This is a genomic window from Achromobacter sp. FW305-C-13 (assembly GCF_058783475.1).
In genome coordinates, this window is record NZ_JBYSYN010000001.1 from 268,698 (window position 1) to 291,017 (window position 22,320).

General features: G+C 66.1%; 25 protein-coding genes. 17 read left to right on the forward strand and 8 right to left on the reverse strand.

The genetic code is table 11. The features are described 5' to 3' along the window. Nucleotides 1–26: 26 nt before the first annotated feature. Genes bioD through bioF form a run of 3 tightly spaced genes read right to left on the reverse strand, consistent with a single transcriptional unit; the run spans nucleotide 27 to nucleotide 3,349 of the window. On the reverse strand, nucleotides 27–1,463 hold the full coding sequence (gene bioD, locus AC3WMU_RS01265; RefSeq protein WP_427937917.1) for a dethiobiotin synthase: 1,437 nt from the start codon (nucleotides 1,461–1,463) through the stop codon (nucleotides 27–29). 24 nt (nucleotides 1,464–1,487) lie between these two features. Next, a complete protein-coding gene (locus AC3WMU_RS01270) occupies nucleotides 1,488–2,165 on the reverse strand; it encodes an alpha/beta fold hydrolase (RefSeq protein ID WP_492281667.1) in 678 nt (225 codons plus the stop codon). Then, nucleotides 2,162–3,349 carry an 8-amino-7-oxononanoate synthase gene (gene bioF / locus AC3WMU_RS01275; protein ID WP_006225691.1) on the reverse strand — a complete coding sequence of 396 codons (1,188 nt, stop codon included), beginning with the start codon at nucleotides 3,347–3,349 and terminating at the stop codon, nucleotides 2,162–2,164. Before bioF ends, AC3WMU_RS01270 begins: the two co-directional genes overlap by 4 nt. Before the next feature lie 148 nt (nucleotides 3,350–3,497). Here bioF and AC3WMU_RS01280 point away from each other — a divergent pair, with 148 nt between their 5' ends. The 10 genes from AC3WMU_RS01280 (at nucleotide 3,498) to AC3WMU_RS01325 (ending at nucleotide 11,643) form a co-directional block, all read left to right on the forward strand. Continuing rightward, nucleotides 3,498–4,766, forward strand: coding sequence for an adenosylmethionine--8-amino-7-oxononanoate transaminase (locus tag AC3WMU_RS01280; protein WP_280026740.1), 1,269 nt, complete (start codon nucleotides 3,498–3,500; stop codon nucleotides 4,764–4,766). A gap of 98 nt (nucleotides 4,767–4,864) precedes the next feature. Continuing rightward, entirely contained in the window at nucleotides 4,865–5,836 is a 972-nt protein-coding gene (locus tag AC3WMU_RS01285) for a P-type ATPase actuator domain-containing protein (RefSeq protein ID WP_035213540.1), read from the forward strand. Beyond that, nucleotides 5,833–5,994, forward strand: a complete 162-nt coding sequence (gene ccoS / locus AC3WMU_RS01290) for a cbb3-type cytochrome oxidase assembly protein CcoS (RefSeq protein WP_006225694.1) — start codon at nucleotides 5,833–5,835, stop codon at nucleotides 5,992–5,994. The genes AC3WMU_RS01285 and ccoS overlap by 4 nt, the downstream gene beginning before the upstream one ends. A gap of 199 nt (nucleotides 5,995–6,193) precedes the next feature. After that, the gene (ccoN, locus tag AC3WMU_RS01295; RefSeq protein WP_006225695.1) at nucleotides 6,194–7,681 is read left to right on the forward strand and encodes a cytochrome-c oxidase, cbb3-type subunit I; all 1,488 of its coding nucleotides are present in this window, start codon (nucleotides 6,194–6,196) and stop codon (nucleotides 7,679–7,681) included. Nucleotides 7,682–7,691: 10 nt separating this feature from the next. Beyond that, entirely contained in the window at nucleotides 7,692–8,429 is a 738-nt protein-coding gene (gene ccoO, locus AC3WMU_RS01300; RefSeq protein WP_006225696.1) for a cytochrome-c oxidase, cbb3-type subunit II, read from the forward strand. A gap of 2 nt (nucleotides 8,430–8,431) precedes the next feature. Beyond that, nucleotides 8,432–8,608, forward strand: a complete 177-nt coding sequence (locus AC3WMU_RS01305) for a cbb3-type cytochrome oxidase subunit 3 (RefSeq protein ID WP_006225697.1) — start codon at nucleotides 8,432–8,434, stop codon at nucleotides 8,606–8,608. Continuing rightward, complete coding sequence (ccoP, locus tag AC3WMU_RS01310; RefSeq protein ID WP_006225698.1) at nucleotides 8,605–9,579, forward strand: cytochrome-c oxidase, cbb3-type subunit III; 975 nt, start codon at nucleotides 8,605–8,607, stop codon at nucleotides 9,577–9,579. Before AC3WMU_RS01305 ends, ccoP begins: the two co-directional genes overlap by 4 nt. A 75-nt stretch (nucleotides 9,580–9,654) precedes the next feature. Beyond that, nucleotides 9,655–11,145 (forward strand): cytochrome c oxidase accessory protein CcoG, encoded by a 1,491-nt coding sequence (gene ccoG, locus AC3WMU_RS01315; RefSeq protein WP_006225699.1) that lies wholly within the window; start codon nucleotides 9,655–9,657, stop codon nucleotides 11,143–11,145. A gap of 20 nt (nucleotides 11,146–11,165) precedes the next feature. After that, the gene (locus AC3WMU_RS01320) at nucleotides 11,166–11,393 is read left to right on the forward strand and encodes a FixH family protein (RefSeq protein WP_492281668.1); all 228 of its coding nucleotides are present in this window, start codon (nucleotides 11,166–11,168) and stop codon (nucleotides 11,391–11,393) included. A gap of 13 nt (nucleotides 11,394–11,406) precedes the next feature. Next, complete coding sequence (locus tag AC3WMU_RS01325; protein ID WP_006225701.1) at nucleotides 11,407–11,643, forward strand: hypothetical protein; 237 nt, start codon at nucleotides 11,407–11,409, stop codon at nucleotides 11,641–11,643. 87 nt (nucleotides 11,644–11,730) lie between these two features. Here the strand turns inward: AC3WMU_RS01325 and AC3WMU_RS01330 are convergent, their stop codons facing one another. Both AC3WMU_RS01330 and AC3WMU_RS01335 read right to left on the reverse strand, forming a co-directional pair. Beyond that, nucleotides 11,731–12,072 carry a zinc ribbon domain-containing protein YjdM gene (locus AC3WMU_RS01330; RefSeq protein ID WP_006225702.1) on the reverse strand — a complete coding sequence of 114 codons (342 nt, stop codon included), beginning with the start codon at nucleotides 12,070–12,072 and terminating at the stop codon, nucleotides 11,731–11,733. A gap of 88 nt (nucleotides 12,073–12,160) precedes the next feature. After that, nucleotides 12,161–13,087 (reverse strand): LysR family transcriptional regulator, encoded by a 927-nt coding sequence (locus AC3WMU_RS01335; RefSeq protein WP_006225703.1) that lies wholly within the window; start codon nucleotides 13,085–13,087, stop codon nucleotides 12,161–12,163. A gap of 123 nt (nucleotides 13,088–13,210) precedes the next feature. Here AC3WMU_RS01335 and AC3WMU_RS01340 point away from each other — a divergent pair, with 123 nt between their 5' ends. The 6 genes from AC3WMU_RS01340 to AC3WMU_RS01365 all read left to right on the forward strand — a co-directional run bounded on the left by AC3WMU_RS01340 (nucleotide 13,211) and on the right by AC3WMU_RS01365 (nucleotide 19,139). Then, a complete protein-coding gene (locus AC3WMU_RS01340) occupies nucleotides 13,211–14,197 on the forward strand; it encodes a Bug family tripartite tricarboxylate transporter substrate binding protein (RefSeq protein WP_315135490.1) in 987 nt (328 codons plus the stop codon). 7 nt (nucleotides 14,198–14,204) lie between these two features. Next, nucleotides 14,205–15,233, forward strand: coding sequence for a 4-hydroxythreonine-4-phosphate dehydrogenase PdxA (locus AC3WMU_RS01345; RefSeq protein WP_492281669.1), 1,029 nt, complete (start codon nucleotides 14,205–14,207; stop codon nucleotides 15,231–15,233). A 9-nt stretch (nucleotides 15,234–15,242) separates the two neighbouring features. Further along, on the forward strand, nucleotides 15,243–16,415 hold the full coding sequence (locus AC3WMU_RS01350) for an L-rhamnonate dehydratase (protein ID WP_006225706.1): 1,173 nt from the start codon (nucleotides 15,243–15,245) through the stop codon (nucleotides 16,413–16,415). A gap of 8 nt (nucleotides 16,416–16,423) precedes the next feature. Continuing rightward, on the forward strand, nucleotides 16,424–17,362 hold the full coding sequence (locus AC3WMU_RS01355) for a dihydrodipicolinate synthase family protein (RefSeq protein WP_006225707.1): 939 nt from the start codon (nucleotides 16,424–16,426) through the stop codon (nucleotides 17,360–17,362). Nucleotides 17,363–17,457: 95 nt separating this feature from the next. Continuing rightward, nucleotides 17,458–18,381, forward strand: coding sequence for an ABC transporter ATP-binding protein (locus AC3WMU_RS01360; protein ID WP_492281670.1), 924 nt, complete (start codon nucleotides 17,458–17,460; stop codon nucleotides 18,379–18,381). Continuing rightward, a complete protein-coding gene (locus AC3WMU_RS01365; protein ID WP_006225709.1) occupies nucleotides 18,378–19,139 on the forward strand; it encodes an ABC transporter permease in 762 nt (253 codons plus the stop codon). The genes AC3WMU_RS01360 and AC3WMU_RS01365 overlap by 4 nt, the downstream gene beginning before the upstream one ends. Here the strand turns inward: AC3WMU_RS01365 and AC3WMU_RS01370 are convergent, their stop codons facing one another. From AC3WMU_RS01370 to AC3WMU_RS01380, 3 genes are all read right to left on the reverse strand, one after another. Continuing rightward, nucleotides 19,140–19,838, reverse strand: a complete 699-nt coding sequence (locus AC3WMU_RS01370) for a glutathione S-transferase family protein (RefSeq protein ID WP_492281671.1) — start codon at nucleotides 19,836–19,838, stop codon at nucleotides 19,140–19,142. 141 nt (nucleotides 19,839–19,979) lie between these two features. Then, entirely contained in the window at nucleotides 19,980–20,372 is a 393-nt protein-coding gene (locus tag AC3WMU_RS01375; protein WP_006225712.1) for a DUF4168 domain-containing protein, read from the reverse strand. 229 nt (nucleotides 20,373–20,601) lie between these two features. Further along, complete coding sequence (locus AC3WMU_RS01380) at nucleotides 20,602–21,420, reverse strand: sulfite exporter TauE/SafE family protein (protein ID WP_492281672.1); 819 nt, start codon at nucleotides 21,418–21,420, stop codon at nucleotides 20,602–20,604. Between the two features lie 120 nt (nucleotides 21,421–21,540). On the opposite strand from AC3WMU_RS01380, the gene AC3WMU_RS01385 reads away from it, so the two are divergent. Continuing rightward, complete coding sequence (locus AC3WMU_RS01385; protein WP_035213546.1) at nucleotides 21,541–22,308, forward strand: AraC family transcriptional regulator; 768 nt, start codon at nucleotides 21,541–21,543, stop codon at nucleotides 22,306–22,308. Nucleotides 22,309–22,320: the final 12 nt, after the last annotated feature.

Consider the following 22,320-nt stretch of genomic DNA (forward strand, 5'->3'; position numbering starts at 1 on the left):
GGCAAGATGGGGGTGGCCGCAGTTCATTAGCCGGCCACCGCGGGCGCCCCGCCCAATGCCGCCAGGCAGTCTTCCAACGGCGGGATGGTCTGCGCCAGCGCGTCGACGGCGGCGGCGTCCACTTTTGACAGGGGCGGGATTTCGGCCAGCACGCGCACGTCGCCGAAGCGTTCAATGGCTTCCTTGTTGCCCGCCGACAGCGGGCCGCTCATGACGACGCCCAGCACGGGAATACCGCGGCGCTTGAGCGCTTCCAGGCTCAGCAACGTGTGGTTGATGGTGCCCAGGCCGCTGCGCGCGGCCAGCACCACCGGCATGTCCAGGCGGGCGATCAGGTCGATCATCATGTGCGTGTCGTCAATGGGCACGTACAGGCCGCCCGCGCCTTCCACGATCAAGGGGGCGTCGGTCGTCGGCGGCACGATGGTGGTCGCGTCGACCACCGTGTCTTCCAGCGTGGCGGCGGCCCAGGGCGACAGCGGCGCTTGCAGCACGTAGGCCGGCAAATGCAGGCGTTCGGGCGGCAGCCGGGCCAGTTGCGCGACGGTGTCGGTGTCGCCGGGTTCTTCGGACACGCCGGTCTGGACCGGCTTCCAGTAGTCGGCGTTCCAGGCGCGCGCCAGGATGGCGGACACCAGCGTCTTGCCGATGCCGGTGTCGGTGCCGGTCACGAAAACCCCGACGGGGCGTTGAGTCGTTTTTTTCCACATACCGTAGGCCAGGTGATACGTCACCGTGGCTCCTTGTTCGTCAAACGCTGCCAGCACGCGCCGCAGTGCCGCTGCGCTGAGCGGCGGCCGCCCGGGCGCGGGCGTGGTGGCGCCGATGCCTTTCAGGCCCTTTAGGAAAGTCAGGCCGTCAGGATGATTTTGTATCAGCCGTTCGCTGTGCACGCTACCGGCCAAATTGCCCATGGCCGGACGGATGGCGGCGCGCGCGGGGTAGCGTGGCGTGGCCGCCACGAGGCCCTCGGCGTGATGGGCGGTGCGCCATTCGCCGAATGTGCCGTCGGCCAGCGTCGCGACGGCCAGATAGCCGCCTGGCGCCAATAGCGCGGCTAGCCGGCCCAGGCCGGCGTTCAGGTCCGTAAACCATTGGACGGCCAGGCTGGAGCAGATCAGGTCGTAGGGGCCGGCGAGCGCCTGGGGGTATTCGCCGTCCAGCACTTCAAACCTTGCCGTGCCCGGCAGCGCCGGGCCGCGCTGCGAGGTGGCGAGCATGGCAGGCGAGATGTCGGTGACCGTCCAGTCGGCCGGCCCCAGCCGGCGGGCCAGTGCCTGGGTCAGCAGGCCGGTGCCGCAGCCGATCTCCAGGATGCGGGGGCGCGGGGGCAGGCGCAGCCGGGCGATATCACCGGCCAGCCGTTCGGCCGTGATGCGCTGGATAGGCGCATGGTCTTCATAGCGGTGCGCGGCCGCGCCGAAACGGGCGGCGACTTGCGGCTTGCGTGGAGCTTGCGTCATGGTGCGTGCAGTCAGGCCAGGCAATCAGGCCGCCTGGGTCAGTCGGGCAATGAATCCGGCGATATGGCGCGCACACCATGACGCGTCCGTCACCGGTAACAGATGGCCGCCCTGTTCCCGCTCATGCCGTTCGTCGCCGGCGCGGCCGCCAAATGCGGCTTGCGTCATCGCCGCGGGGACGATCGGGTCGTCCTGGCCCGCCAGGATCAGCAGCGGAACGGGCAGGACCGCCAGCGCGCCGCGCTGGTCTTCATCGCGAAGCGCTTCCAGGTCTTGGGCCAGCGTTTCTAGCTGCGGTTCGCCAAAGGTGGAGGCGTCGCCGCAGCGCTGGCGGAAATCCTGCAGGACCGCAGCCGGATCGGCCGACAGGCGCTTGACCATGCGGTCGAGCATGCGGCGCGGCACGCCGGCGTCGAAGTCCGGCGCCGCGCCAAAACGCGGGAAGCCGTTGATCGACACCAGGCCGCGGCAATCCGAAGGCAAGCCGCGCAGCAGCCGCAGCACGCCCATCGAATGGCCGATGGCGATGACCGGTCCTTCGATCTTCGGCGTGTGGGCCGTACCGAAGTAACCGGCGTCGGCGACTGCATGCGGCCAATCGCGCAGTTCGGCGCGCAGCGGCGTCCAGACCGAGGCGTCGAAGGCCCAGCCATGCACGAACAGCAGGGTGGGGCGCACGGGCCGTGCGTGGGCGTCCGTCATGCCAGCACCGCCGCAAAGCCGGCGATCAGTTGCGCCACGTCGGCGTCGCGGTGGGCGGCGCTGAGCGTCACGCGCAGCCGGCTGGTACCGGCAGGCACGGTGGGCGGGCGGATCGCCACGGCCAGCAGGCCCCGCTGTTCCAGATCGGCGGCGATCGCCAGCGCGCGGCCTTCGTCGCCCACCATGGCGGGCACAATCTGGGTGGACGAGGCGCCGGTGTCCAGCCCCATGCCCTGGAGCGCGGCGCGCAGATGGTCACCGGCGGCCGCCAGCCGGGCGCGTTCGGCGTCCAGCGTGGGCACCAGGTCCAAGGCGGCGTCCATCGCGCCCAGCACGGCGGGCGGCAGCGCGGTGGTGTAAATGAATCCCGAGCAGGTGTTGATCAGGTAGTCGCACAGCGCGCGGGACCCGGCCACGTAGGCGCCGAAGCCGCCCAGCGCCTTGCTGAACGTGCCCATTGCCAGGTCGATGCGGCCGGGCGCCAATCCGGCCAGCCCCATGCCGCCAGGGCCGAGCACGCCGGTGGCGTGGGCTTCGTCCAGGTAGACGAAGGCCTGATAGCGGTCGGCCAGTTCGGCTAGCCGGACGACGTCTGTCCGATCCCCGTCCATGCTGAACACGCTTTCCGTGATGATGAACCGGGAGACGGGCTTATCCGACCCCTCTGCGGCCCGGGCCGCGAGCAGGCGCTCCAGATGGTTCAGGTCGTTGTGCCGGAAACGGATCTGCTTCACGCCGGCCGCCTGGCAGCCGTGGTGCAGGCTGGCGTGGTTCAACTTGTCGGCATACAGCTCGACCTCGCCCCGGGTGTCGGCGGCGCGCAGCAGTGCGGGCAGCACCGCGGCGTTGGCCTGCCAGCCGGAGGCCAGCACGAGGGCGGCTTCGGTGCCTTTCAGGCGCGCCAGCTTGGCCTCCACTTGCTCGTGCAGGTCAAGATTGCCGCAGACCAGGCGCGAGGCCTGGGCGCCCGCCCCGTGGCGGGCTGCCCATTCCTGGGCACGCTCGATCAAGAGCGGGTGCTTGGACAGGCCCAGATAGTCGTTGCTGGAAAAATTCAGCACGGGCGCGCCGTTCAGCACGATCCGGCCGGGCGGCGCCGCCGAGGCGGTGCGCAGGCGGCGTCGCACGCGGCGGGTGTCGGCCAGGGCCAACTCGGAGGAAAACAGGGAATCCAGCTTTGACATCAATCGTTCCGGCAGCGACCGGCGGCAGGGGCTGCCCCGCGCCAGGCCGTAGAATGCGGGCCATTGTAGTGGAGGCGCGCGCGGCGGTTTTCGGGGACAAACCTCCCCGGGGCCGCCGGGCCGCCGCCGGTTTTTGCGGAGTTCAATCATGCACACGCCCGACTGGGTGGCCCAGGGCCAGCCACATATCTGGCTTCCCTATGCCCAAATGAAGACAGCCACGCCGCCGCTGCCGGTCGTGCGCAGCCACGGCAGCCGGCTGGAGCTTGCCGACGGGCGTAGCCTGATCGACGGCGTGGCGTCTTGGTGGACGGCTTGCCACGGCTACAACCACCCGGACATCGCCCAGGCGGTGCGCGCGCAGCTGGACGCCATGCCGCACGTGATGTTCGGTGGGCTCACCCACGAACCGGCGTTGACCCTGGCGCGCCGGCTGGCCGGATTGCTGGGCCCGGGGCTGGATCGGGTCTTCTATACCGATTCGGGCTCGGTGGCGGTGGAAGTCGCCATGAAGATGGCCGTGCAGTTCTGGCTGAACCAGGGCGAACGCGGCCGCAGCCGCTTTCTGGCGTTCCGCGGCGGCTATCACGGCGACACGTTCGGCACCATGGCCGTATGCGATCCGGACGAGGGCATGCACAGCTTGTTCCGGGGCATGCTGGCCGAGCACGACATCGTCGACCTGCCGCGCGACGAGGCCTCGATGGCAGCACTGGACCAATTCCTGGAGACGCGCGGGCCGCAACTGGCCGGCATCCTGGTCGAACCGCTGGTGCAGGGGGCGGGCGGCATGCTGCTGCATGAACCGGAAGTGCTGCGCCGCCTGCGTCGGCTGGCGGACCGCCACGGCCTGCTGCTGATCTTCGATGAGATCTTCACCGGGTTCGGGCGCACGGGCACGATGTTCGCGTTCGAGCAGGCCGGCATCCGGCCCGACATCATCACCCTGTCCAAGGCGCTCACGGGCGGCACGCTGCCGCTGGCCGCCACGGTGGCCAGCAACCGGGTCTTCGAGGCATTCTGGTCTGATGACCCGGCGCACGCGCTGATGCATGGCCCCACCTTCATGGGCAATGCGCTGGCTTGCGCGGCCGCCAACGCGTCGTTGGACCTGTTCGAGTCCGAGCCCCGGCTGGCGCAGGCGCAACGCCTGTCGACGGCGCTGGCTGCCGGCCTGGAACCCTGCCGCGACTTGCCCTGGGTGCGCGACGTGCGCGTGCTGGGCGCCATTGGTGTGGTGGAACTGGACGGCATCGCCGACCGCGAGGCCTTGAAACGCCGGCTGGTCGAGGCCGGCGTCTGGGTCCGCCCGTTCGGCAATGTCGTCTACCTGACGCCGGCGCTGACCATTGCCGACGATGAACTGGCCGCCCTGATGCGCGCCGTGGTGGACGTGCTGCGCCAGCAGCGCCCCTGATCCTGCCGGCGGCCCCGGCCGCCCCGCCTCGGAAAGGGGCGGAAAGGGCCTTGATCCAGATCAAGGCGCCTGGCCAGGGCGCTGGTTACCATCGGCGCATGCGAGCAAAATCGATCTTCGCCGTTCCTGGCTGCCTGCCCGATGCCGACCGCCAGCAGCGCCGCCACGCGCTGGTGCGCCTGTCGCTTGCCTGGCTGGCGATGATGCAGGTCATGATGTTCGCGTGGCCCGGCTACCTGCGGCACGACAGCATGCCCGCCGACGCCCTGGAAACGCTGGATTGGGCCATCGTGCTGATGAACTGGGCCAGCTTCGCGCTGACTATCCCCGTGGTGCTGTATTCGGCGTGGCCCATCTGGCGCCACGCGGGCGACAACCTGCGCCACGGCCGCGCCGGCATGGACGTGCCGGTGGCGCTTGGCATCGTCGCGGCCTTCATCCCCAGCGTGCACGCCACCTGGACGGGGCGCGGCGAAGTCTATTTCGATTCCGTCACGATGTTCGTGGCCTTCTTGCTGACAGCAAGATACCTGGAGCTCTGCGCGCGCCAGTCCTTCGGCGCGGCAGGCGGGCTGCGGCACCAGCGGGTCGAGGCCCAGCGCCTGGACCTGGGCGCCCGCGCCGACCGCCTGGCCTCGCGCTTCGTCCTGGCGCAGGTGGCGCTGGCGCTGGCAGCGGCTGCCGCGTGGGCCTACATCGATCCCGCGCACAGCATCCCGGTGATGGTGGCGCTGCTGGTCATGAGCTGCCCCTGCGCCATGTCGATGGCGGTGCCCACGGCCATGGCTTCGGCGCACTCGGCGCTGGCGGCGCACCCGTCTATGCCCGATGCCGCGCTGGACGAACTCTTGCGGCAAGCCCGCCACAAGGCCCGCCAGAACCTCTATGGATCGCTGGTCTGGCATCTGCTCATGACGCCGCTGGCGCTGGTGGGCTGGGTCACGCCGTGGCTGGCCGCCATTACCATGCTGGTCTCGTCGTTGGCGGTGGCCTATAACTCCTGGCGCCTGTGCCGCCGGGACTGGTCCGGCGAACTCTCGCCGTCCGGCGCGCTGGAAGCCGCGCAATGACCATCCTGTACCTGCTGTTGCCCCTGTCCCTGCTGTTCGTGCTGGCCATCGGCATATCGCTGTGGTGGGCCGTCTTCAACGGCCAGTACGACGACACCGACAACGCCGGCACGGCCATCCTGCGCGACGACGACAGCGGTCCCGCCAGCCGCGGCTGAAAGCCGCTGCGCATCGCGGTTCAGGTTCGGGCGACGCGCCCGCCTCGACCGCAACATTCGCCCATCTTCTTGCAGTTCCGTTGCGCGGGCGCCGCGTTCCCCTGCGGGCCATCCACTGCTTGATCCATATCAACGCCGACTTGTGTGACTAGTCCCATCATCTGAGCCTGGAGCTATTTGTTACTTTGGGGGAAGGGTGATGAACGATTGCGCCGCAATCGCAAGCAAGGCCGATACCTTCAACTACAAGATCGTGAGGCAGTTCGCGCTCATGACGGTGGTTTGGGGCATTGTCGGCATGGCTGTGGGCGTTTTTATCGCCGCGCAGCTGATTTGGCCTCAGTTGAATTTCGATACCGCATGGCTGAGCTACGGCCGCTTGCGCCCGCTGCATACCAACGCGGTGATCTTCGCCTTCGGTGGCAGCGCGCTGTTCACGACGTCCTACTACGTCGTCCAGCGCACCTGTCAGGCCCGCCTGTTCTGTGGCCCCTTGGCCGCGTTCACGTTCTGGGGCTGGCAGATCGTCATCGTCGCCGCCGCCATCACGCTGCCGATGGGATTCACCAGCAGCAAGGAGTACGCGGAACTCGAATGGCCGATCGACATCCTGATCACGCTGGTCTGGGTCGCCTACGCCATCGTGTTCTTCGGCACGATCATCAAGCGCCGGTCCAAGCACATCTACGTGGCCAACTGGTTCTTCGGCTCGTACATCCTGACCATCGCCATCCTGCACATCTTCAACAACATCGAAATGCCGGTGTCGTTGTGGAAGTCATATTCGGCGTATTCCGGCGTCCAGGACGCCATGGTGCAGTGGTGGTACGGGCATAACGCGGTGGGCTTTTTCCTGACCACCAGCTTCCTGGGCATGATGTATTACTTCGTGCCCAAGCAGGCCGGCCGCCCGATCTATTCGTACCGCCTGTCCATCGTCCACTTCTGGGCGCTGGCCTTCACGTACATGTGGGCGGGTCCGCACCACCTGCTGTATACGTCGCTGCCCGACTGGACCCAGTCGCTGGGCATGACATTCTCGCTGATTCTGCTGGCGCCCTCCTGGGGCGGCATGATCAACGGCATCATGACCCTGCAGGGCGCCTGGTACAAGCTGCGTACCGATCCGATCCTGAAGTTCATGGTGACGGCGCTGTCGTTCTACGGCATGTCGACCTTCGAAGGCTCGATGATGTCGATCCGCACGGTCAACGCGCTGTCGCACTATACGGACTGGACCATCGGCCACGTGCACTCGGGCGCGCTGGGCTGGGTCGCCATGATTTCCTTCGGTTCCCTGTACTACCTGATCCCGCGCCTGTACGGCCGCGAAAAGATGTACAGCGTGAAGGCGATCGAACTGCACTTCTGGATCGCGACCATCGGCGTGGTGCTGTACATCGCTGCCATGTGGATCGCCGGCGTGCAGCAAGGCCTGATGTGGCGCGATACCGCTTCCGACGGCACGCTGGTCTACAGCTTCGTCGAGGAACTGAAGACGCGCGTCCCGTACTACCTGATCCGCTTGCTGGGTGGCACGTTGTTCCTGTCTGGTGTGTTTGTCATGGCCTGGAACGTGTGGAAGACGGTGCGCGGCGCGCAACCGGTCAACCCCGCCATTCCGCTGGACGATCCCCACGCCGCTCGCCCGCCGGTCGTTGCGACCGCCGCGCCGGCTACTGTTTGACGAGGACATCATGGCCAACAAGAAACCTGGCTTCTTTTCTCACCAGACGCTTGAGAAGAACATCGGCTGGATGATCATCGCCAGCATCCTGGTGGTGTCCTTCGCGGGGCTGGTCCAGATCGTTCCGCTGTTCTTCCAGCACAGCACGACCCAGCCCGTCGCCGGCGTCGAACCCTACAGCCCGTTGCGGCTGATGGGGCGCGACGTATACATCCGCGAAGGCTGCGTCGGCTGCCACTCGCAGCAAGTGCGCGTGCTGGCGGCGGAAGTGCAGCGCTACGGCTCGTACTCGACGGCAGCGGAATCGGTCTTCGACCATCCGTTCCTGTGGGGTTCCAAGCGCACCGGCCCGGACTTGGCGCGCGTGGGCGAGCGCTACTCCGACGACTGGCACCGCATCCACTTGCGCGACCCGCGCAAGGTAGTGCCCGAGTCGAACATGCCCGCCTATCCGTGGCTGGAAAAGACGGTCATTACCGGCCAGAACGTGGCCGAGCGCATGCGGGCCCTGCGCGCCCTGGGCGTGCCTTACACCGACGCCGACATCGCGGCCGCACCCAAGGCCATCGAAGGCAAGACGGAAGAGGACGCGCTGGTCGCCTACCTGCAGGAATTGGGCGTAGGCGTGCGCAAGGCCCAGGCCAAGCAGGCCGAAGACGCCAAGAAGGCTGAAGCGGCCAAGAAGGCGGCAGCGCCTACCGCGCAATCCGCCGTGCAACCCGCCGCGCAAGCGGCCACGGGAGGCTGATCATGGTGGGCTACCTGAGCGCGATCGTCACCGCCATTTCGATGGCAACCTTTTTCGGCATCGTCTGGTGGGCCTGCTCGCGCGGCCGCCAGAGCGCCAACCGCGAATCGGCCATGCTGCCGTTCGCCCTGCCCGACGAGTTCGGCCAGGCACAACAAGATGGAGCGAATCGGTCATGAGCGATTTCGTTAATGGCTTCTGGGGGTATTTCATCTCGGTCGTCGCCGTGGGCGGCGTGGTCTGGTGCGTGTGGCTGCTGTACACGCAGCGCCGTTGGCTCACCAACAAGCCGGCCAACGGCCAGGTCGAAGACACCGGCCACGTCTGGGACGGCGACCTGACCGAGCTCAACAACCCGGTCCCCACGTGGTGGACCTGGATGTACCTGCTGGCGTGCGTGTTCGCGCTGGGCTACCTGTTCTTCATGCCCGGCCTGGGTTCGTACAAGGGCCAATTGGGCTACAGCAGCACGGAAGAAGTCGCGCGCCACCAGGCCAAGATGGCCGAGGCCGTGCGCCCGATCTACGCGCGCTTCGAGACCATGACCGTGCCGCAGGTGGCCCAGGACCCGGCCGCTCTGGAAATGGGCCAGCGCCTGTTCCTGAATACGTGCGCGCAATGCCACGGCTCTGATGCGAAGGGCGGCCCCAGCTTTCCGAACCTGACCGATGGCGACTGGCTGTATGGCGGTTCGCCGGAAACCATCATGGAGACTATCACCAAGGGCCGTCACGGCGTGATGCCGCCCTGGAAAGCGGCGATCGACGCCAAGACCGCCGGCGACATCGCCCAGTACGTGCGCTCGTTGTCGGGCTTGACGTCGGACGACATCCGCGTGTTCCGGGGCAAGCGCGAGTTCGCCAATTTCTGCGTGGCCTGTCACGGCGTGGACGGCAAGGGCAACCCGTTGCTGGGCGCGCCCAACCTGACGGACGACGTCTGGCTGTACGGCAGTTCGGAAGCCTCGATCGTCAAGACGATCCTGGACGGCCGCGACAACCGCATGCCGGCGCACGAGCACATCCTGAACCCCGAGCAGATCAAGGTGCTGACGGCGTGGGTGTGGGGCCTGTCGAACAACAAGCCGGCAGCCGCGGAGAAGGGCGCGGCGGCACCGGCCGCGCCGCTTGCGGCTACCGCGGCGAAGTAAGGCGAACAGCAGGGCTTAGGTGGGGGGCGCGTCTCGCGGCCCCCACATCATTGGACTTACCGTACGGAGCAGCAAATGGAAGATGGGTCAACCGCAAGCGTCGGCACGCCGCCTGGCGGAGACCCGCCGCCCTGGCAACCGTATACGCGGCCGCCGCGTCCCGGCCAGGAAACGCTGGAGCAGACCCTGGCGGGTGTGCGCAGCAAGATCTATCCGCGATCCGTTAGTGGCATCTTCGCCCGCTGGCGTATCGCCTTCGTCTTTATCACCCAGCTGATCTTCTACGGGCTGCCCTGGCTGCAATGGAACGGCCGGCAGGCCGTGCTGTTTGACCTGGGCGCACGCAAGTTCTACCTGTTCGGTCTGGTGCTGTGGCCGCAGGACGTGGTGTACCTAGCCGTGCTGCTGGTGATCTCGGCGCTGGCGCTGTTCCTCTTCACCGCCGTGGCGGGCCGGCTGTTCTGCGGTTACGCCTGTCCGCAAACGGTCTACACCGAAATCTTCATGTGGATCGAGCGCAAGGTCGAAGGCGACCGCATCGCGCGCATCCGTCTGGACGAATCCCCATGGACCTGGCGCAAGGCTCGCCTGAAGATCACCAAGCACTTCTTGTGGATCGCGCTGGCCTGGTGGACGGGGTCCACCTTCATCGGCTACTTCGCGCCGATCCGCGAACTGGGCCATGAGCTGTTCGCCTTGCAGCTGGGGCCGTGGCAATGGTTCTGGATGCTGTTCTACGGTTTCGCCACTTGGGGCAACGCCGGTTTCATGCGCGAGTCCGTGTGCAAATACATGTGCCCCTACGCCCGCTTCCAGAGCGTGATGGTGGACCCCGACACCTTTGTCGTTACCTACGACAAGCGTCGCGGCGACCCGCGGGGCGGACGTTCGCGCAAGGTGGACCACAAGGCCGCCGGCCTGGGTGACTGCGTGGATTGCAGTTTGTGCGTGCAGGTCTGCCCCACCGGCATCGATATCCGGGACGGCCTGCAGTACATGTGCATCGGCTGCGGCGCCTGTATCGATGCGTGCGAACAGGTCATGGACAAGATGCAGTATGAACCCGGCCTGATCCGCTACACGTCGGACCGCGCCATGCAGGATGGCCTGTCCGCCAAAAGCGCGCGTTCGCATCTGCTGCGCCCGCGCGTGCTGATCTACGGCACGCTGATCCTGATCATGGCGGTGGCGTTCGTGGCGTCGCTGGCGATGCGCAACCCCTTGCGGGTGGACGTCATCCGCGACCGCGGCGCGCTGGGTCGGGAAGTGGCGGGCGGGCAGATCGAGAACGTCTACCGCCTGCAGATCATCAACACGTCTGACACCGCCATGCGCCTGCGCCTGTCTGCAGACGGCATGCCGGGACTGGCTGTGATGACGGGCCAGCAGGGGTCGGACGTGGTTGAAGTGGAACCCGCCGCCAACAAGCTGGTTCCGATGGTGATCCGGGCGCCTGCCGGTGCCACGCCAGGCGCGCATGCCATCACGCTGCGCGCGCGCGGCCACGACGGCGAAAACCATCCGATCGAAACCGACGAACCCGCCAGCTTCTACGTGCCCGATTGAATACGTAAAGGACGAACCTCATGACCCTCGCACAATCCGCTCCGCCGCCCAAGCCCTGGTACTACGAACCGTGGCCCTGGATCCTGATGGCTGGCCCGTTCGCGGCCATGATCGGGTGCTTCATCACGATCTACTTCGCCTACAGCAACTTCACGCACGAGCCGATCCTGGAAGGCGTGGTCAAGCGCGGCCTGGTGATCGAGCAGGCGGCGCCCAAGACCGGCGAAGCCGCGCGCGCCAATCCCTGATGGGAGGACACAAATGGGCTTGCGTTCATTGATGTGGATACTGTGGCCGTCGTTCCTGGCGGCTGCGGCGGGCAGCGCCCTGATCTTTGCGCTGATCGATCCGTTGGACGTGGCGATCTTCGGGCACGTGCCCACGGGGCGCATGGGCTTCTACACGGTGTCGTTCTTCGTGTTGTGGGTGATGGCCGGCTTGTCCAGCACGCTGACGGCCTACCTGATGCCGAAAGCGGCCGAGGAAGACCCGCTGTAATCCCTCGGCCTCCCTGTGGAACGGGAGGAGGGGGGGGAAAGACTGGGGCTGAGAGACAGGGGGCCCGCCAATCTGGCGGGCGCCGCGTCATACTTTCTTGACGAACTCCGACTTCAGGCTCATCTGGCCGAAGCCGTCGATCTTGCAATCGATGTCGTGGTCGCTGTCGACCAGGCGGATGCCTTTGACCTTGGTGCCCATCTTGATCACCCCGCCCGACCCCTTGAGTTTCAGGTCCTTGATGACGGTGATGGTGTCGCCGTCCTGCAGGACGTTGCCGGCTGAATCGCGGTAGACGCGGGCGTCGTCGTCCGAGGCCGTGGCGTCTTGCGTCGACCATTCATGCGCACATTCCGGGCAGACGTAGCCGCCGCCATCCTCGTAGGTGAATTCGGATTGGCATTTCGGACAGGCGGGCAATGCACTCACGGGTGTACCTCAGGTGAAACGCGCGAATCGCGCAATGCTCGATTGTACTGCTCTCAGCGTCTATTTTTTCCCTAACAGGCGCCTATCTTCACGCATTTTCATGCAGTAAGTCGACAAAGTGCTGCCCCGCCGCGCTTAAGGGGCGGTCGCGCGGGACGATGCTGCCGAACGCCGCCAGCGACTGCCGGATCTGGTAGGGCAGGATCGCCAGCAGCCCGTGGCGTGCATACCGGCTGGCGACCGATTCCGGAATCACGCCCAACATCTGCGACTTCATCGCCAGGTTGGTGGTGGTCAGGATGGAGGCGGACTCGATCAACCCCGGCGGCAAGGCCGTGTTGTGGGACCGGAATTCATGTTCGATCACGTCACGCATCGGGCTGCCTTGCGGCTGCAGGATCCAGGGATAGGCCTGCATCGCGTCGAAAGCGACACGCCGCTTGCGGGCCAGCGGATGATCCACCGCCGCAATGACGGACAAGGCCTCGTCGCCGATCGGGCGGAACAGGTAGTTGCGGTCCGACAGGGTCAGCATGCGGCCAATCACCACATCCAGCTTGCCTTCGTTCAACTGCGCAATCAGCAGGTCGCTGGTGCCGGTGGAAATTTCCACGGCCAACAGCGGGTACGTCTGTTTCAGCCGCAGCAGCGCATCGGTCAGATGGCCGGGAGAGGCCGCCATGATGCTGCCGATGAAGAGCTTGCCGGCGCTGCCCAGCCGCAGTTCATCCAATTCGCGGGCCAACGACGACACCGTTCCGCGCATGCCGCGGAAATGGCCCATGACGCACTCGCCCGCGGGTGTCAGCGCCAGGCCGCGGCCCACGCGCTCGAACAGCGGCTGGCCCAGCGCCAATTCCAGCTCGTGCAGCATCTTGCTGGCGGCGGATTGGGTCATGTTCAGTTGCTGCGCGGCCGCGCGCAGGGTGCCGCGGTCGTCGATGGCAAGCAGCAGCACGACCTGCCGCATGCGCAGCCTGGCCAACAGGGCAGGGACATTCAGGTTGCGTTCCATGATTGATCGCCTCAGGTGAACGATTGGTGCGAAAGTTTCATTTTACGGAAACGGAGCTTCTCCCTAAGATGCATTCACAACAAATTGCCCGTCAGCGGCAAAGAATTCATCAAGGAGACAACCATGAAGATTCGCGTATTGGCCGCGATGGCGGCGGGCGCCCTGTGCCTGTCCGTCATGGCCCCCGGCCCGGCGCACGCCCAGGCGCAACCGGCAGATTGGCCCACCAAACCGCTGCGCCTGCTGGTCGGATCGGCGCCCGGCGGCGGCACCGACGCCATGGCGCGCGCCGTGGCCGACAAGCTGGGGCCCATGCTCAAGCAGACGGTCGTGGTCGAGAACAAGCCCGGCGCGTCCAACACGCTGGCGGCGGATCTGGCCGCAAAGTCGGCGGACAGCCACACCATGGTGATGGGCGTGTCGACGGCCCACGCGATTGCGCCCCATCTGCTGAAGCTGGGCTACGACAATGACCGCGACCTGACGCCCGTGGTGTTCGTGGGCGCGGTGCCCAACATCCTGGTCGTCAACAACCAGGTGCCCGCGAAATCGGTGCAGGAACTGATCGCGCTGCTCAAAAGCAAGCCGGGCGAATACAACTTCGCCAGCAGTGGCTCCGGCAGCACCCAGCACATCGCGGCGGAGCTGTTCAAGGACGCCACCGGCGTGCAGATGACGCACATCCCGTACCGCGGCAGCGGCCCGGCCATGGTGGACCTGATGGGCGGTCAGGTGCAGATCGCCTTCGAGACCGCGTCGTCCGTCATCCCCCACATCAAAAGCGGCAAGGTGCGCGCGCTGGCGGTGCTGAGCGCCCGTCGCAACGCCCAACTGCCGGATGTGCCGACGATGGCCGAGGCCGGCGTGCCCGGCGTCGAGATGAGCGCCTGGTACGGCATTTACATGCCCAGCGCCACGCCCGCCGCCATCCAGAAACGCATCCATGACGACGTCAACCAGATCCTGGCGCTGCCTGAAACGCAGACCCGCCTGTTGGCGATCGGCGCGGACATCACCCCGATGAGCCAGGAACAGTTCGCGCAGTTTCACAAGACCGAGAACCAGCGTTACGCCGGCATCATCAAGAAGAACAACATTTCCGTGGAATGAGCCCAGCATGAACCCGCAACCGCAACCCGTTATTGCCCTGACCCTGGGCGACCCCGCCGGCATCGGCGCCGAACTGATCGCCCGCCTGCTTGCCAAGCCGGAGGCCTGCCAACGCGCCAACATCGTGCTGGTGGGCGATGCCTGGCTATGGCGCGAAGGCCAGCGCGTGGCGGGCGTTCAAGTGGAGACCCAGGCGGTGGACAGCATCGAGGCGGTGCGCAACCGGCCGGACACCTGCGTGCCGGCGTGGCTGGAGATGGATACGATCCGGCCCGACCAGGTCACCGTGGGCCAGCCCCAGGCGGCGGGCGGCGCATCGGTGCTGCGCGTGCTGGATGCCTGCATGGATGCGGCGCGCGCCGGGCATGTGGATGCGATCTGTTTTGCGCCGTTGAACAAGTTCGCCATGAAGCTGGGCGGCTTGAAGCACGACGACGAACTGCACCACTTCGCGCAGTACCTGGGCGTCACCGGCTACTTCTGTGAATTCAACACGCTGGGCGAGCTGTGGACGTCGCGGGTTTCCTCGCATATTCCGCTGAAGGACGCCGCAGCGGCGCTCAGCATCGACGGCATCAAGGCGGCCACGCGGCTGATCTACCGGTCGCTCGAGGCTAACGGCATCGCCGCGCCGCGGGTGGCGGTGGCCGCCTTCAATCCGCACGGCGGCGACGGCGGCACGTGCGGCCGCGAAGAGGTCGACATCATCGCGCCCGCCGTGCGCCAGCTGAACGAGGAGGGGTTGCCCGTGCAGGGACCGTTCCCCGCCGACACCATCTTCCTGAGAGCGCAGGCCGGCGAGTTCCAGGCGATCGTCACCATGTACCACGACCAGGGGCAGATCGCGATCAAGCTGCTGGGCTTCGCGCGCGGGGTGACGGTGCAGGGCGGCCTGCCGATTCCCATCACCACGCCTGCGCACGGCACCGCTTACGACATCGCGGGCCAGGGCCGCGCCAACGTGGAGGCCACCTGGCAAGCCTTCCAGATTGCCTGCCGCATGGGCGTATCGCACCGTTTCCCGTCTTCCAAGTAGGAACCCGACATGAAGATCAAATCCGTCCGCGCCCGTGTTTTCGAATGGACCGGCAAGACCGTGCCGCCCCAGGGCAACTTCTGCTCCAACGCCATGGACCTGCTGTATTCCAAGCAGGAAACCATGAGCACGTTCCGCTTCCACGGCTGGACCGTCGTCGAAGTGGAAACCGATGACGGCATCGTGGGCCTGGGCAATGTGGCGCTGGCCCCGCGCGTGGCCAAGGCCATCATCGACCAGTACCTGGCGCCGCTGGTCGTGGGGCAGGACCCGTGGGACTACGAATACCTGTGGCAGCGCATGTACCGGGCCACGCACGCCTGGGGCCGCAAGGGCGTGACGATGGCGGCGATATCGGGCATCGATCTCGCCATCTGGGACATTCTGGGCAAGTCGGTGAACAAGCCCGTCTTCAAGCTGCTGGGCGGCCGCACCAAGGAGAAGATCCCCGTCTACTACTCCAAGCTGTACCGCACCGACCTGAAGGCGATGCAGGACGAGGCGCAGACCTATCTGGACCAGGGGTTCACCGCGTTCAAGATGCGCTTCGGCTACGGGCCGGCGCATCTGCAGAAGGGCGTGGTCGAGAACCTGAAGTCGGTCGAGGCCGTGCGCGAAGTCATCGGGTACGACACGGACCTGATGCTGGAATGCTATATGGGCTGGAACCTGGAATACGCCAAGCGCATCCTGCCCAAGCTTGAGAAGTTCGAGCCCCGCTGGCTGGAAGAGCCCGTCATCGCCGATGATGTCGACGGCTACGCCGAACTGAACCAGCTGACGTCGATCCCGATCTCGGGCGGCGAGCACGAGTTCTCGCTTTACGGGTTCAAGCAGCTGCTGGACAGGAAGGCGGTGTCGGTCGTGCAGTACGACACGAACCGCGTGGGCGGCATCACGGCGGCGCACAAGATCAATGCGCTGTGCGAGGCCTACAGTGTGCCGGTCATCCCGCACGCCGGCCAGATGCACAACTACCACCTCACCATGAGCACGCTGGCCTCGCCCATGAGCGAGTATTTCCCGATGTTCGACGTGGAAGTCGGCAATGAGCTGTTCTACTACATCTTCGACGGCGAGCCGGTGGCCAAAGAGGGCTTCATCGACCTGGACGACAATAAGCCGGGCCTGGGGCTGACGCTGAAGACCGAGTACCTGAACGATTTCAACATCATCGAATAGGCCCGCGGATGACAACGACCCCCACGACCCCCACGCCGCGCTACCGCGGCATCTTCCCCGTGGTGCCCACCCCGTTTACCGAGACGGGCGAACTGGACCTGCCCAGCCAGAAGCGGGCGGTGGACTTCATGATCGACTCGGGGGTGGACGGCCTGTGCATCCTCGCGAACTTTTCCGAACAGTTCGTGTTGTCGGACGAAGAACGGGAGGTGCTCACGCGGACCATCCTGGATCACGTGGCGGGCCGCGTGCCCGTCATCGTCACGACCACGCACTTCAGCACCCAGGTATGCGCGGCGCGCAGCCGGCGCGCGCAGGACCAGGGCGCGGCCATGCTGATGATCATGCCGCCCTACCATGGGGCGACGATCCGCGTGCCCGAAGCGCAAGTCGAGGCTTTCTTCCAGCAGGTGTCGGACGCGGTGGACATTCCCATCATGATCCAGGACGCGCCGGTGGCGGGCACGCCGATGTCCGCCGCGCTGCTGGCCAAGATGGCGCGCGAGATCCAGCAGGTGTCGTACTTCAAGATCGAAACTGCGGGCGCGGCTTCCAAGCTTCGCGACCTGATCGCGCTGGGCGGGGCGGCGGTGGAGGGGCCTTGGGACGGTGAGGAGGCCATCACGCTGCTGCCCGACCTGGACGCGGGCGCCACCGGATCCATGACGGGCGGCGGCTTTGCCGACGGCATCCGCCCCATCATCGAGGCACACCGCGCGGGCCGCCGCGATGAGGCCTACCGCCTGTACGAGCGCTGGTTGCCGCTGATCAACTACGAAAACCGGCAGGGCGGCATCCTCACCGCCAAAGCGCTGATGAAGGCCGGCGGCGTGATCGATTGCGAGGCGCCCCGGCACCCGTTCCCGCCCATGCGCCCGGAGGTCCGCCAGGGCCTCCTGGAAACCGCCCGCCGCTTGGACCCCCTGGTGCTGCGCTGGGGGCGTTAATCCCTGAAACGGGAACACTGCGTTCCGCCACGCCGAACAAGCTGTAACGGCGTGGCGGGTAAAATCTCCGGCTATCGATCACGTCGGGGGCTCGTGTGCAGCCGGTTATATCAGTTCAGGGCTTATCCAAACGATACGCTTCAGGGTTTCAGGCGCTCAAGAGCGTCAACCTGGAAATTCAGCGCGGTGAGATCTTCGCCTTGCTCGGGCCGAACGGCGCGGGTAAGACGACATTGATCAGCATCATCTGCGGCATCGTCAATCCCAGCGATGGCCGCGTACTGGCTGACGGCCACGACATCGTGTCGGACTTCCGCGCCGCGCGCTCCAAGATCGGCCTGGTGCCGCAAGAGATTTCCACCGACGCGTTCGAAAGCGTCTGGAACACCGTCACGTTCAGCCGTGGCCTCTTTGGCAAGCCGGCCAACCCCGCCTACATCGAAAAGGTGCTGCGCGACCTGTCCTTGTGGGACAAGAAGGACAGCCGCATCATGGCGTTGTCCGGGGGCATGAAGCGCCGCGTCATGATCGCCAAGGCGCTGTCGCATGAACCGGCCATCCTGTTCCTGGACGAGCCCACCGCGGGCGTGGACGTGGAGCTGCGCCGCGGCATGTGGGAAATGGTGCGGCGGCTGCGTGAAAGCGGCGTCACCATCATCCTGACCACGCACTACATTGAAGAAGCGCAGGAAATGGCCGACCGGATCGGCGTGATCCGCAAGGGCGAGATCATCCTGGTCGAAGAAAAGGACGCGCTGATGGCCAAGCTGGGTAAGCGCCAGCTCAGCCTGACCTTGAAAGCGCCGTTGCCGGGCATCCCGATCGCGCTGGACGCCTATCAGCTGGACTTGTCCAGCGATGGCTACAAGCTGGTCTACACCTACGACAACCAGGGCGGCGGCCAGATTTCCCAGCTGCTGCACGACCTGAGCCGGCTACAGATCGAATTCACCGACCTGAATTCATCGGAAAGCTCGCTTGAGGATATCTTTGTCAGCCTGGTACACGGTCAATCATGAACTTCTACGCCATCCGCGCTATCTACCTGTTTGAAATGGCCCGGGCCTGGCGCACGCTGATGCAAAGCGTGTTGTCGCCGGTCATCTCCACGTCGCTGTACTTCGTGGTGTTCGGTTCGGCCATCGGTTCGCACATGGTCGAGATCGACGGGGTCAGCTACGGCGCGTTCATCGTGCCGGGCATGATCATGCTGTCGCTCTTGACGCAAAGCATCGCCAACGCGTCCTTCGGCATCTACATGCCGCGGTTCTCGGGCACCATCTACGAAATCCATTCGGCGCCCATCTCGTACGTGGAGATCGTCATGGGCTACGTGGGGGCGGCCGCCAGCAAGTCCATCATCCTGGGGCTGATCATGCTGGCCACGGCGCGCCTGTTCGTGTCGTTCGAGGTCGCGCACCCGATCTGGATGCTGGGCTTCCTGGTGCTGACGGCCGTCACGTTCAGCCTGTTCGGCTTCATCATCGGCGTGTGGGCCGATGGCTTCGAGAAGCTGCAGATCATCCCGCTGATGATCATCACGCCGCTGACCTTCCTGGGCGGCACCTTCTATTCCATCAAGATGCTGCCGCCTTTCTGGCAGACCGCCACCTTGTTCAACCCGGTGGTCTACCTGGTCAGCGGCTTCCGCTGGGCGTTCTACGGCGTGTCTGATGTCAGCGTGGGCGTCAGCGTCGGTATGACGCTGGTGTTCCTCGTGGCCTGCCTGATCGGCGTACGCTGGATCTTTAAGACGGGCTACCGGCTGAAGACCTGATCAGCCAGGGGCTACCGGCGCGCGGCGGGCCATGCCGTCAAAGGCATCAAGCAGCCGTTCGCGCCAGGCATGGACGGGGTCGTCGTCTGCCAGCAGCACAAGCGGGCTGGTGCAGCGGGCCCACATGAACATGCCGAACACCGCGTAGTCGGCATAGCCAGGCTGGCCGCCCGCCAGGTAGGGCTGCTTGGCGAGCGTCAGGCGCAGCGGCAGCAGCGCCGCCCGCAACGCCGCGATCTGGTCGGCGTAGCCCGCAGGCAGGTCTTCCAGCTTGCCGAAGCGCTTTTCGCGCGATGCGCGGAAGTAGTCCACGTCTTTCTCATGGATCAGGCCGTGGATGGCGGGCAGCAGCAGGCGCGCCAGTACCGGCACCAGCGTGGCATCCGCCCAGGCGTTCGTGAACAGGGTGACGGCGCGCCCGCCCGCGCCGCCAAACAATGACGGCCGCTCGGGAAACGTGTCTTCCAGATAGCAGGCGATCTGCCACGAATCGCTGACGACATGTGTGTCGTGCACCAGCACGGGAACAAGCTTCTGGCCGGAAAAGTCGATCGCTTCCTTTTCGGTGAAGCGCCAGGGCACGGTCTTGGCGGACAGGCCCTTGTGGGCCAGCGCCATGTGCGTTTTCCAGCAATGCGGGCTGAAGCGTAGCGACGCGTCGGCGCCGGCCAAATCGTACAGGGTGAGATCCGGGTTCAAGATGCCGTGCTCCTTGGACGTGCCAGTGGATAAAGACGGCAGTCAGGATAACGCGTCCGGCGCGTTGCGGCGCGCAAGAAAAAGCGCCACGCGCCCGAAGACGCGTGGCGCAGGCCGGACAATCCCCGGTCCGGCCCTGGGTTACTTCGGCGCGCCCTGGCTCATGTTCATGACCCGCTGCTTCAACTGCGGGTCCTGCTGCACGGCCTGGCCGATGCCATTGAATTCTTCGACGGTCAGTCCGTCCGCACGCACCAGCTGCACCATCTTGGCGTCCGCTTCCTGCACCACCTTCTGCTTGGCGTCGTCCGACTTCGCGGCGTCGACCTTGGGGCGGTATTCGTCAACCACGCCGGACACCTTCTGCGATGCCGATGCGAAGCGTTGCAGCTGCTGGTCGGTGGGTTGCGAAATGGCGGGGGCCATCTGCGGTTGAGCCGGCGGCTGGCTGGCGTTCTGCGCCAGGGCGGGGGCACCGGACAGCGCCGTCGTCAGAATGGCGGCGGATAGGAATGCGTAAGTGGAACGCTGCATGAAACCTCCTTGTTCCGGTTGAATGTCCGACCATGATGACGACGGGACGTGCCGTGGGACAAGTTTCGCGATGTGTTTTCCTGTGTCGGCAGGCCACGAGATCCAAGCGCGGCGTGGGAGGGTCGCCCCTGGGGCGGCCGCGGATACGTTTTGCGCGGTTTCGTAGTCGCTGCTGGTCGCGATGTGTCTTTAGGTTTGTGCGTTGCAGCGCGGTTCGCGTGCCGAACGGTCAGATCAGCACCATGCTCAGCATCACCAGCGCCAGCAGCAAGACGTAGACGCGGGCGTGCAAGCGGTCGGGAATGCGGGGAATCAACGGCGCGGCCAGCCGGATGCCTGCCAGCGAACCCAGGGCCAATGCCGCGAACGCCAGCAGATCGACATAGCCGACGATCCACGGCGCGAGCGCGGCCTGCAGGTCGCGCGCCGCCGCCATGTACGCAAGCGTGCCCACGATGGCCACCGGCAGCGTCAGCGGGTTGGCCATTGCCGCCGCCTTGGCCATGGGCAGGCCGCGCCGGCGCAGCAAGGGCACGGTCATCACGCTGCCGCCCACCCCCAGGAAGGTGGCGATGGCGCCGATGGCCACGCCGCCGCCCACCACGACGCCCTGTCCCAAGGGCTGCGGCGCCTGCGTCGCATGCTGCTGCGCCAGGAAACCTTGGCGCAGCAGGCAGTCCAGGATCGTCACGCCCAGGTAGGCGATGAAGATCCAGCGCACCAGGTCGCCGCTGGCGCGGGTCGCGGCCCACGCGCCCAGCAGGGCGCCCACGGCGATAAAGCCGGCCAGCGGCCAGACGTAGGCACGCACGATGTTGCCGGCGCGCTGATGCTTGCGCGTTGCGGCGATGGAATTCACGATCATGACGCAGGTGGACGTCGCCACCGCGATATGCATGGCGGATTGGCCGATGGCGTCGCCCGCGCCGTGCGTAGCGGTGAGCACGCCGTACAGCACCGGCACCACGACAAAGCCGCCGCCGAAACCGAACAGGACCGTGGTGACGCCGCTTACGCAGCCGAACAAAGCCAGTACGAGATAAAGCATGCCGCCCATCCTTTCGCAGAGAAGGCGTCACGATACGGCGGCCGGTATTGGCCTGCTTTATAGGATTGGTCAATAATGTTCGTATTTCGGCCAAGCCTGCCGGGTTGCTCTCTGTCCGCCATGCGCAATACCCATATCGACCGCTACGATTCGCTGGACCGCGCCGTGGTCGCCATCGGCAACGACTATCCGCCTGGCCAGTTGCTGCCGGCCCACGCGCACCGGCGCGCGCAGCTGCTGTACGGCGCCACCGGCGTCATGCAGGTGGAGACCCGCGACGGCAACTGGGTGGTGCCTCCGCAGCGCGCCGTGTGGATACCCGCGGGCGTGACGCACCAGGTGCGCATGCTGGACGTCAGCACACGCAGCGCGTACATCGAGCCCGGCGCCGCGCGCGCGGATCGCGGCGCCTGCGAGGTGATCGAGGTGTCGCCGCTGTTGCGGCAACTGCTGCTGGAAGCCGTGGACATGCCTGCCGCCTATGAGCCGGACGGCCGTGACGGCGCGTTGGCGGCCTTGCTGCTGCACGAGGTCGATCGCGCGCCCGTGCTGCCCCTGCATATTCCACTGCCGCAAGACAAGCGCCTGGCCTCGCTGTGCCGCGCCTTCATCGCCGCGCCCGATGCGCGTGTGCCGCCCCAGGCATGGGCCGACCGCTTGCACATGAGCCTGCGCACCTTCAGCCGCCACTTCCGGCAGCAGACGGGCATGTCCTTTTCGGCGTGGCGGCAGCGCGCCTGTGTGGTGCTGGCGCTGGCGCGCCTGGCGTCCGGGCAGCCGGTTACCACCATTGCACTGGACTTCGGCTATCAAAGCCCGGCGGCGTTCTCCACGATGTTTCGCCGCGTGCTGGGCAGCCCCCCGACGGAGTACCTGCGGCAGGACTAGTGTGTTGGTACT

Excerpts from the sequence above, each read along its gene's own strand:
- bioF (WP_006225691.1), bottom strand. The coding sequence starts at position 3,349 with ATGTCAAAGCTGGATTCCCTGTTTTCCTCCGAGTTGGCCCTGGCCGAC.
- ccoP (WP_006225698.1), top strand. The coding sequence starts at position 8,605 with ATGAGCGATTTCGTTAATGGCTTCTGGGGGTATTTCATCTCGGTCGTC.
- AC3WMU_RS01285 (WP_035213540.1), top strand. The coding sequence starts at position 4,865 with ATGCGAGCAAAATCGATCTTCGCCGTTCCTGGCTGCCTGCCCGATGCC.
- AC3WMU_RS01280 (WP_280026740.1), top strand. The coding sequence starts at position 3,498 with ATGCACACGCCCGACTGGGTGGCCCAGGGCCAGCCACATATCTGGCTT.
- AC3WMU_RS01385 (WP_035213546.1), top strand. The coding sequence starts at position 21,541 with ATGCGCAATACCCATATCGACCGCTACGATTCGCTGGACCGCGCCGTG.
- AC3WMU_RS01305 (WP_006225697.1), top strand. The coding sequence starts at position 8,432 with ATGGTGGGCTACCTGAGCGCGATCGTCACCGCCATTTCGATGGCAACC.
- ccoN (WP_006225695.1), top strand. The coding sequence starts at position 6,194 with ATGAACGATTGCGCCGCAATCGCAAGCAAGGCCGATACCTTCAACTAC.
- AC3WMU_RS01375 (WP_006225712.1), bottom strand. The coding sequence starts at position 20,372 with ATGCAGCGTTCCACTTACGCATTCCTATCCGCCGCCATTCTGACGACG.
- AC3WMU_RS01365 (WP_006225709.1), top strand. The coding sequence starts at position 18,378 with ATGAACTTCTACGCCATCCGCGCTATCTACCTGTTTGAAATGGCCCGG.
- AC3WMU_RS01350 (WP_006225706.1), top strand. The coding sequence starts at position 15,243 with ATGAAGATCAAATCCGTCCGCGCCCGTGTTTTCGAATGGACCGGCAAG.
- AC3WMU_RS01270 (WP_492281667.1), bottom strand. The coding sequence starts at position 2,165 with ATGACGGACGCCCACGCACGGCCCGTGCGCCCCACCCTGCTGTTCGTG.
- AC3WMU_RS01355 (WP_006225707.1), top strand. The coding sequence starts at position 16,424 with ATGACAACGACCCCCACGACCCCCACGCCGCGCTACCGCGGCATCTTC.
- AC3WMU_RS01340 (WP_315135490.1), top strand. The coding sequence starts at position 13,211 with ATGAAGATTCGCGTATTGGCCGCGATGGCGGCGGGCGCCCTGTGCCTG.
- AC3WMU_RS01380 (WP_492281672.1), bottom strand. The coding sequence starts at position 21,420 with ATGCTTTATCTCGTACTGGCTTTGTTCGGCTGCGTAAGCGGCGTCACC.
- AC3WMU_RS01320 (WP_492281668.1), top strand. The coding sequence starts at position 11,166 with ATGACCCTCGCACAATCCGCTCCGCCGCCCAAGCCCTGGTACTACGAA.
- ccoO (WP_006225696.1), top strand. The coding sequence starts at position 7,692 with ATGGCCAACAAGAAACCTGGCTTCTTTTCTCACCAGACGCTTGAGAAG.
- ccoS (WP_006225694.1), top strand. The coding sequence starts at position 5,833 with ATGACCATCCTGTACCTGCTGTTGCCCCTGTCCCTGCTGTTCGTGCTG.
- AC3WMU_RS01335 (WP_006225703.1), bottom strand. The coding sequence starts at position 13,087 with ATGGAACGCAACCTGAATGTCCCTGCCCTGTTGGCCAGGCTGCGCATG.
- bioD (WP_427937917.1), bottom strand. The coding sequence starts at position 1,463 with ATGACGCAAGCTCCACGCAAGCCGCAAGTCGCCGCCCGTTTCGGCGCG.
- ccoG (WP_006225699.1), top strand. The coding sequence starts at position 9,655 with ATGGAAGATGGGTCAACCGCAAGCGTCGGCACGCCGCCTGGCGGAGAC.
- AC3WMU_RS01325 (WP_006225701.1), top strand. The coding sequence starts at position 11,407 with ATGGGCTTGCGTTCATTGATGTGGATACTGTGGCCGTCGTTCCTGGCG.
- AC3WMU_RS01345 (WP_492281669.1), top strand. The coding sequence starts at position 14,205 with ATGAACCCGCAACCGCAACCCGTTATTGCCCTGACCCTGGGCGACCCC.